We start from the raw sequence: 8761 nt of genomic DNA on the forward strand, positions 1-8761 counted from the left end.
CTTGCCTCTGTTTGGAATTTTCCTCATTTTAGCAAGCAACCAAGTAACCCTAATTTTTAATCTTGACACTGCACTAGTATCGATGGATTGCCAACTCATCTAACACCAGAGTGAGTGGCGAAACTGATGTAGGTAAAGTTTCCGTCTTGAGTACATTATTTGGCGAACAATTTTGAGCGATTTACTGTCTGTTGTCAGAGGTAGCTCGCGATACTTTTCACGGGCAAAGTATCGCTGTTATCAAAATAGTATCGATCGACTACACCATTGACTCTTAAAACCTAAAGACCGATCGGGATTAGCAGGATTTTGCGGATGCGCGCTTCTTGGGGAACCCAAGGATTTAGCGCACCAAGCGGGATTAACAAGATTGGTCTGTTGGCAAGTGGTCTAATCCCTTTCCGCCTAAAGCCTAACACCTAAAGCCTAAAGCCTAACAATGCTATAATCCATAGCAATAAATAAGTATAAATACTAAGTCCGTCTAGCCTGCTCGATGGCTGGGAAACAATCTTATTCAAGATCGGTTAATAAATCCAAAATATATGCTCGGTAAGTATTCGCAGTTAGGGATTTTAGGTGGCATCGCCGTCACCGCGATAGTGGTAGCACCATTAGTTAGAGCGCAAGTCGATACCCCTAAGCTCTATATCTCCTATCCCCCCGCCAACCATCAAACCGCGTCCGATCGCATCTTCTTGATTGGCAGCGCGCCTAGCGAAGGGAAGGTATCTGTAAATAATAAGCCCGTTCCTCGCTCTCCAAAGGGACATTTTGCTTCGGTCTTCAATCTCAAAGTTGGTAAAAATACCTTTGAGGTCGATTACAACGGACAAACCAAAACCATCGTCGTGACTCGTGCTGGTGCCGAGAAAACTCCGCCGCCAAAAGACAATTTTGCACCTAATTCCTTGGAGCCGCAAGGCGATGTGGCGCGGATGCCTGGAGAACTAGTCTGCTTTGGGGCAAATGCACCGACAAAAGCGAAAGTGCAGGTAAATGTTGCTGGACAAGATATCCCCTTAAAAGAACAAAATACTAGTGTCGAGTTACCTGATAATAAGGCCGCATTAATCGATCGCAATCAACCGCAAGCAATGTATGGTGCGGGACAATATTTAGGTTGCGCGATCGCATCTGTGGCTGCGGATTTGGGTCATCCTGTTTATAAGTTAGAAGTAGGTAATCCCGCGAAGACAGTCTCGCAAGCCGCACCAGGGAAAGTTCAGATTCTTACGCCGACTAATTTAGATATTGCTGAAGTCACCGTCGAAAGTGGTATTGCACGCACGGGTGCGGGTTCGGATTTCAGTCGGCTGACACCGCTACCCAAGGGCACCAAGGCCGCCATTACCGCCCGTCAGACGGGGAGTAATAATGGTAAACCAGCCAACTGGGTACGGCTCGATTATGGTGGCTGGATTCTGGCCGAGCAAGTGCAGATAACTAGTGGCGTCACGGTGCCGCCCAAAACGATCGTCAAGAGCTTGAGTAGCAAAGAGCGCGACGGAGCTACCGATGTCACGATTCCGCTCCAAGTACCAGTGCCGATTACCCTAGAGCAAGGCACGAATACACTGACGCTGACGCTCTACAATACCACCGCCCAAACCGATATCATCCGCTTTAATGATAACCCGACCGTTTCGCGCCTAGATTGGAAGCAAACCAGCCCTGGAGTAGTCCAATATGTCTTTAACCTCAAATCTAGACAACAGTGGGGTTATAAGCTCAAATACCAAGGTAGTAACCTGATTTTATCCCTGCGACATCCACCCAAGCTGGATAAAAGTAACCCGCTCAAACCCCTGGCTGGCACCAAAATTCTCTTAGACCCCGGCCATGGCGGTAAAGATTCTGGAGCAGTCGGGCCGAATGGTTATACCGAAAAAGAGGCCAATCTGTATGCGTCCAAACTATTGGCAAACGAGCTAGCCCTGCGGGGTGCAGCGGTATATCTCTCGCGAGAATCCGATAAATTTATCGAACTGAGCGAGCGCCAGACAATTATCGATAATCTCGAACCTACCCTCGCACTATCGGTACATCATAACTCGCTCCCCGATGGCGGTAACCCCGATACCAAAGGTTTCTCGACGTTCTGGTACCACGCTCAAGCCCAAAGCCTTGCCATGTATCTCCATAACCACGTAGTCAAAGATACGGGGCGTCCTTCCTATGGTGTATTTTGGGATAATCTCGCCCTAGCGCGTCCGGTATCCTCGCCATCGGTACTGTTAGAGTTAGGTTTTATGAGCAATCCCAGCGAGTTTGAATTGATTGCCACTCCTGCCGAACAGCAAAAGATGGCCAAATCGATCGCGGATGGCGTCACGCAGTGGATGCTCGCGGCTACTAAGTAAACGAGAACTCTAACCCGGATCGCACCTCTGGCGGCGATCGGATTGCAGTCTATTTATAGACAGTTTGTAGGAGAAATATTTAGCTAAATGCTACCTTCGATTTCCTAGACTGTGCAAGGTTTTTTCATTATAATGGTAGATGTGGACGTTGATATGTATCTGTCATTAGGAGTAGTTTTTCCAGCCCGATTGGGGGATCGATTACTCTAGCTAGATCCCTGCTATTCGAGCACGATCTCAGCATAAGATAGATCGTAGATGCGCGAGCGACAGCCACACTGTTTTTTTAAACAGTTTGCGATTGTAATCCGGCAAAAGTGCCTATTGAGGATTAAAAGATTGCTATGGTATTAAGTCCAATCAAGTCTGAGTGGGATAAGGTTAGCTTTTCTTCAACACTTTTTCTTTGTCCGATCCTTGACAGCCTATTGTCAACAGTTCCGAGTAAATGGCAGACAGAGATTAGATTAGGACTACAAGAGGCATTAGTAAATGCCGCCAAACACGGAAATAACCTGGATCCACACAAGCAGGTTATTGTCCGTTTTTGTTTTGAGGAGGGTGCTTATTGGTGGATTATCTCTGATGAAGGCAGTGGTTTCCATCCTCCCGCACGCGACATCGCCAGCTCGACCGAAAAAAATCGCCAAGATTCATTAGCGCAATTACCCCCGATGGAGTCAGAATCGGGGCGCGGGATGTTTCTGTTACATCAAATATTCGATCGAGTGGTTTGGAATCGTCAAGGCACCGAACTTTCTCTTTGCAAGCAATTATATTGTCATATTGCTGGGGAAAACGCGCCCAAAGAGAAGCGCGAACCACTATTAACCTAAGTTAGGCTAAACCGAATCTGGCTGAGATTGTTGCATCAAGTTTGTCAACGCTTGAGTTAGATCTTGATGGATTTTTTCAGCCCCCGTTTTGGTTGAAAATTGTTGGTAATTTTGGACTTCTATTGGCGTGCCGATCTGAATCGAGACTCGATCGCGAAATCTTACTACAGGATGCTCGTAATTGAGATCGATCGGGATAATTTTGAGGTTCAATCCTGGCTTGAGAGCTTCTGCTTGCATGGCAATTCGGGACAAGCCCTTTTTGAGCGGGTGTAGAGTACCATCGCGGAAGATATTACCTTCGGGAAAGATGGTCAGCATTTCACCAGCATGAAGTAGCTCGACACTATTGCGGATACTAGCGATCCCCGGCTTGGTGGTATCGATCGCAAAACCGCCCAATCGGCTGGCAAACCAGCCTTGAATGCCTTTCATTTCGTCGATGCTGACCATGAATCGTAAATCTCTACCAGTGACGTAAGGGCCACATGCGTAGGGGACTAGAATGGCATCCCATCTGGTGCGGTGGGTGGGTGCTAGGATTACTGCGCCTGTTTTGGGAATGTTTTCTTGGCCGATGATTTCAATCTCACGGAAATAGCTAGGGAGGACTAGATATTGGCCGAGGGGGTAGATAATTTTCTTCAGCCAGGGGGAGACTCTAGTTTGGTGTCCATCGACTGACGAACTGAGATCTTTGGGGGTGGTGGTAGCAAGTGGTGAGTCTGTCATGGCTGTTGAGGTATTTATCTTTGCCCTGGGTAATCCCGGTTATCTATCAATCTACCCAACTAAGTGACGCTAGATCTCATCGCTCGTGACAGTTTCTTAAGTGACACGCAATTACCAGTTAAGATGGATCCCTTTTTGTGGAAAGGCTGATATTAAGGGGTTAAGAACGAGTGCTGTTCGGGATTTACTGGTGCTAGGAGAACCCGGATCTGGGGGAGGCTTCCCCCAGACCCCCCGTTGAGGGGCGGGACGCCGCCCCTCAAACTCCCCTGCGTAAGGGTCGATCTGTAGGAAGTGGGGCGCGCTTCTCTTCGAGACGCTACGCGAACGCATTAGTGCTTGGGCTTTGGATTGCTTGTATTGTGTAATCGTTCACGGGCGCGAGCAAGAGTTTGGCGGATCTGTAGATTACCGCAACATGCTTATCCTGAATGTAGATCTGTTCGCACAGAGCCGTGGTTTAAATCCCCTAAAAACCCAGTTATCAATTATCAATTATCAATTATCAATTAAATTAAGAGCTAATAGCCCGTAGAATAGATCGAATACCGTTTGCCTAGCGTCGGCTGTGCCGAATTGTCGATCGCGCGTGTAGTCGCTGCTTGTCGTGCGGTGGTGTGGAGCGGTGGCTGGAAATATTGAGTATCAAAGAAAATATGTCAGATAACAAGCGCAGTCAAGCTATTACCCAAGGCGTGCAACGATCTCCCAATCGGGCGATGCTCAGAGCGGTTGGTTTTGGGGATGATGATTTTACCAAACCGATCGTCGGCTTGGCCAATGGTTATAGTACGATTACCCCGTGCAATATGGGGATTAATAGCCTTGCGATTCGGGCGGAAGCTGCACTCAGAGCGGCGGGATCGATGCCGCAGATGTTTGGGACGATTACGATCAGCGACGGGATTTCGATGGGTACGGAGGGGATGAAATACTCTCTGGTATCGCGGGAAGTAATTGCTGACTCGATCGAAACTGTCTGTAACGGGCAAAGTTTGGATGGTGTATTGGCGATCGGCGGATGTGATAAAAATATGCCAGGAGCGATGATTGCGATCGCGCGGCTGAATATTCCGGCGATTTTTGTTTATGGCGGTACGATTAAGCCGGGACATCACAATGGCCAAGATCTGACTGTCGTCAGTTCGTTTGAAGCTGTCGGTCAATTTAGTGCGGGTAAAATCGACATGGCCGAATTGACGGCGGTCGAGCAAAAAGCGTGTCCTGGGGCTGGTTCTTGCGGGGGGATGTTTACGGCCAATACGATGTCTTCGGCCATCGAAGCGATGGGTTTGAGTCTGCCTTATTCTTCGACGATGGCGGCTGAAGATGAGGAAAAAGCCGTTAGTGCTGAAAAGTCTGCTTACGCGCTGGTTGAAGCGGTGCGGAAACAGATTCTACCTTCCCAAATATTGACCAGGAAAGCCTTTGAAAATGCGATCGCGGTAATTATGGCAGTCGGTGGTTCTACCAATGCTGTCTTGCACCTGCTAGCCATCTCTCGAACGATCGGCGTACCGCTATCGATCGATGATTTTGAAGTCATTCGCGGCAAAGTACCTGTAATCTGCGATCTCAAACCTTCGGGTAAATATGTCGCCACGGATCTCCACCAAGCAGGTGGGATTCCCCAAGTGATGAAAATCTTGTTAGAACAGGGCTTACTCCACGGCGACGCGCTCACCATCAGCGGTCAAACCGTCGCTGACGTCCTCGCCGATATCCCCAGCACTCCCCGCACCGACCAAGATGTCATTCGGCAATGGGATAATCCCATGTACGCCCAAGGACACCTCGCCATCCTCAAAGGCAACCTCGCCACTGAAGGTGCAGTCGCCAAGATTACTGGCGTCAAAAAACCCGTTATTACAGGCCCCGCGCGCGTATTTGAATCCGAGGAAGCTTGTCTCGATGCCATCCTCGCTGGCAAAATTGTCGCAGGTGATGTCATCGTCATCCGCTCTGAAGGCCCCAAAGGTGGCCCTGGAATGCGGGAAATGCTCGCACCTACTTCTGCGATTATCGGTGCTGGTTTGGGCGATACTGTGGGTTTAATTACCGACGGACGTTTCTCTGGCGGTACTTATGGGATGGTTGTCGGTCACGTCGCACCAGAAGCCTATGTCGGCGGCACGATCGCGCTAGTTAATGAAGGCGATAGTATTACGATCGATGCACCCCAGCGGTTGTTGCAGTTGAATGTCTCTGAAGCAGAATTAGCCACTCGGCGCGCCAACTGGCAAGCACCCGCACCCCGCTATCAAACTGGGATTTTGGGTAAGTACGCTAAGTTGGTTTCTTCGAGCAGTCTAGGTGCAGTGACAGATATGAATTTATTCTAATTTAGTCGATCGACATTGAGGGGAGGGGAATCGATTCTCGCTCCCCTATTTTATTGGTTGGTAAATTTATTGGTATCACAACTGCCAAGGTGCTTAGGACAGATCCCCGACTTCTTGCAAGAAGTCGGGGATCTGATACCAAGGTTTAATAATGCCCTAATTGCCCTGACTACTGCTATAACGATCGTGTGACAACTCTCGATCGAGTGATGGCCGATATTCGATCGACATGTTAGGTTAAATTAATCGACGATCGAGCAGACAGAATCTTTTTCTAGATATCTTAACAGGAGCAAAAAATGAGTACTATCGATCTTTATACTTTTACTACACCTAATGGTCGCAAGCCATTAATTATGCTCGAAGAAATCGGTCTGCCTTATACTACTCATGCGATCGATATCGGTAAAGGCGACCAGTTTAAGCCAGAATATGTAGCTATCAATCCCAATAGCAAGATTCCGGCAATGGTCGTTGGCGTAGCCTCTCCGGAGGAGAATCGAGAAACAGATCTGACGATTTTTGAATCTGGTGCGATCTTAATTTATCTAGCTGAAAAATCGGGCAAACTATTACCAACTGCCCAAAAAGCTCGCTTTCAAGTATTGCAATGGTTGATGCTGCAAATGGGTAGTATCGGCCCGATGTTTGGACAGTTGGGACACTTTAAACACGCAGCTCCAGAAAAAATTCCCTACGCGATCGAGCGTTACGAAAAAGAAACTTTGCGGTTATATAGTGTCTTAGATGGTCAACTAACTAACCATACATTTATCGCTGGCGATGATTATTCAATTGCCGACATCGCTACCTATCCATGGGTAGCTAACTACCAGAAACTCGGTTTGACTTTAGACGAGCACCCGCACCTCAAACGGTGGGTGGAGTTATTGCAACAACGTCCGGCGGTACAAAAAGCGATGACAATGACTCTTTAATCTGGGGTTGCAGGAGCGGGGAGCGGGGATATCGTAACTTTGAAGTACTGACGCTCGACTTGTGAGTTGGCTCGACCCGAGCGATCGCCGATAATAGAGATCGTGAATCACTCATCGTCTCAGCCAGCATGACATTAACTGCGTCCGACGCACACATCATCCCCCACGATTCGAGCGCGACGTGGTTGCCAACTGCGGCTTATATCCACATTCCGTTCTGTCGGCGGCGGTGCTACTACTGCGACTTTCCAGTCTTTGTCGTCGGCGATCGCCATAATGGCGCGAGTTCTGGTAATATCCAACTTTATATCGAGCGATTGGCGACGGAAATTGCCAACCAAATAAATTACCATCGACCGTTAGAAACAATCTTCTTCGGCGGTGGTACTCCTTCGTTGCTTACCGTCGCCCAATTAGGGCAGATTTTAGACTTATTAGCCGCCAAATTTGGGATCGCCAACGATGCCGAAATCTCGATGGAAATCGATCCGGGGACATTCGATCTGGCTCAACTTCAGGGTTATCTCCAGGCGGGGGTAAATCGGGTCAGTATTGGGGTGCAAGCCTTCCAGGATAACTTATTGCAATTATGCGGTCGATCGCATACTGTGGGCGATATTTATGCGGCTGTAGACCTCATTCAGCAAGGCGGTGTCACTAACTGGAGCCTCGATCTGATTTCTGGATTGCCGCAACAATCGATCGAGAATTGGGTGGCTTCCTTAGAGTCCGCGATCGCCCTCAAGCCCCATCATATTTCCTGCTACGATCTGATCGTCGAAGCGCAAACTCCCTTCGCCAAGCAATATCAACCTGGCGACAAACCCCTCCCCAGCGACGAAACCACCGCACAGATGTATCGTACCGCCCAGCAAATTTTAAGTGGTGCTGGTTACGCACATTATGAGATTTCTAACTACGCCAAACCTGGCTCTCAGTGTCGTCACAATCTCACCTACTGGCAAAATCGTCCCTACTACGCCTTCGGGATGGGTGCAGCCAGCAATCTCGAAAATTATCGCTTTACCCGTCCTCGCAAGACTCAGGAATATTATCAATGGATTGCCGATGGCTGCAATTGGCGCGTAGATCTAACCCCCGCAGCAGATCGGTTTTTAGAAACTTTGATGCTAGGATTGCGATTGTCTCGTGGGGTAAGTCTAAAATCGATCGAATCTGAATTTGGGATCGATCGAGTAAATAGTCTATTAAAATGCCTACAACGCGATCGAGATCGGGGATGGGTAGAGATCGTTATAGTTAATGATGGCAATTCTCGTTCCGAGAGGCTTTGCCAACGCTATTTGAGATTATCAGATCCAGAAGGGTTGTTATTTTCTAATGTCGTACTGACAGAAATATTTAGTCAGGAGTTTTAACCGCGATTGACATGTAGTTTATTCTCCTTCTGAGCGGCTACGGCAACGAGTAGATGTTGAAGATATTCTTATTATATCTGTGTTGCCGATTCGATACTCCCTTCCCGCTCAAAGAGTATAGAAAGAGGTACAATTACTAAATAAGGGGGAAAAGATGAATGAATCTGAGCC

6 protein-coding genes are annotated in these 8761 nt (G+C 48.2%); 5 read left to right on the plus strand and 1 reads right to left on the minus strand.

Annotated elements, in window-relative coordinates; genetic code table 11:
* The first annotated feature begins 545 nt into the window (after window positions 1-545).
* Window positions 546-2363 carry an N-acetylmuramoyl-L-alanine amidase gene (locus tag C7B77_RS16860; RefSeq protein ID WP_106307234.1) on the plus strand — a complete coding sequence of 606 codons (1818 nt, stop codon included), beginning with the start codon at window positions 546-548 and terminating at the stop codon, window positions 2361-2363.
* A gap of 344 nt (window positions 2364-2707) precedes the next feature.
* Complete coding sequence (locus tag C7B77_RS16865; RefSeq protein ID WP_106307237.1) at window positions 2708-3199, plus strand: ATP-binding protein; 492 nt, start codon at window positions 2708-2710, stop codon at window positions 3197-3199.
* A 6-nt stretch (window positions 3200-3205) separates the two neighbouring features.
* Here the strand turns inward: C7B77_RS16865 and C7B77_RS16870 are convergent, their stop codons facing one another.
* On the minus strand, window positions 3206-3931 hold the full coding sequence (locus C7B77_RS16870; RefSeq protein WP_106307240.1) for a lysophospholipid acyltransferase family protein: 726 nt from the start codon (window positions 3929-3931) through the stop codon (window positions 3206-3208).
* A 656-nt stretch (window positions 3932-4587) separates the two neighbouring features.
* On the opposite strand from C7B77_RS16870, the gene ilvD reads away from it, so the two are divergent.
* From ilvD to hemW, 3 genes are all read left to right on the plus strand, one after another.
* Window positions 4588-6273, plus strand: coding sequence for a dihydroxy-acid dehydratase (gene ilvD, locus C7B77_RS16875; protein WP_106307246.1), 1686 nt, complete (start codon window positions 4588-4590; stop codon window positions 6271-6273).
* A gap of 299 nt (window positions 6274-6572) precedes the next feature.
* Window positions 6573-7211: a glutathione binding-like protein gene (locus C7B77_RS16880; protein WP_106307243.1), complete on the plus strand. Its 639-nt coding sequence runs from the start codon at window positions 6573-6575 to the stop codon at window positions 7209-7211.
* Window positions 7212-7339: 128 nt separating this feature from the next.
* Complete coding sequence (gene hemW, locus C7B77_RS16885) at window positions 7340-8590, plus strand: radical SAM family heme chaperone HemW (RefSeq protein ID WP_219892179.1); 1251 nt, start codon at window positions 7340-7342, stop codon at window positions 8588-8590.
* The last annotated feature ends 171 nt before the right edge of the window (window positions 8591-8761 follow it).

The sequence above is a fragment of the Chamaesiphon polymorphus CCALA 037 genome, from assembly GCF_003003845.1.
Classification (GTDB): domain Bacteria; phylum Cyanobacteriota; class Cyanobacteriia; order Cyanobacteriales; family Chamaesiphonaceae; genus Chamaesiphon; species Chamaesiphon polymorphus.

Bases quoted from the DNA above. Each gene is read 5' to 3' on its own strand.
- C7B77_RS16865 (WP_106307237.1), top strand. From the start codon at position 2,708: ATGGTATTAAGTCCAATCAAGTCTGAGTGGGATAAGGTTAGCTTTTCT.
- C7B77_RS16860 (WP_106307234.1), top strand. From the start codon at position 546: ATGCTCGGTAAGTATTCGCAGTTAGGGATTTTAGGTGGCATCGCCGTC.
- C7B77_RS16880 (WP_106307243.1), top strand. From the start codon at position 6,573: ATGAGTACTATCGATCTTTATACTTTTACTACACCTAATGGTCGCAAG.
- ilvD (WP_106307246.1), top strand. From the start codon at position 4,588: ATGTCAGATAACAAGCGCAGTCAAGCTATTACCCAAGGCGTGCAACGA.
- hemW (WP_219892179.1), top strand. From the start codon at position 7,340: ATGACATTAACTGCGTCCGACGCACACATCATCCCCCACGATTCGAGC.
- C7B77_RS16870 (WP_106307240.1), bottom strand. From the start codon at position 3,931: ATGACAGACTCACCACTTGCTACCACCACCCCCAAAGATCTCAGTTCG.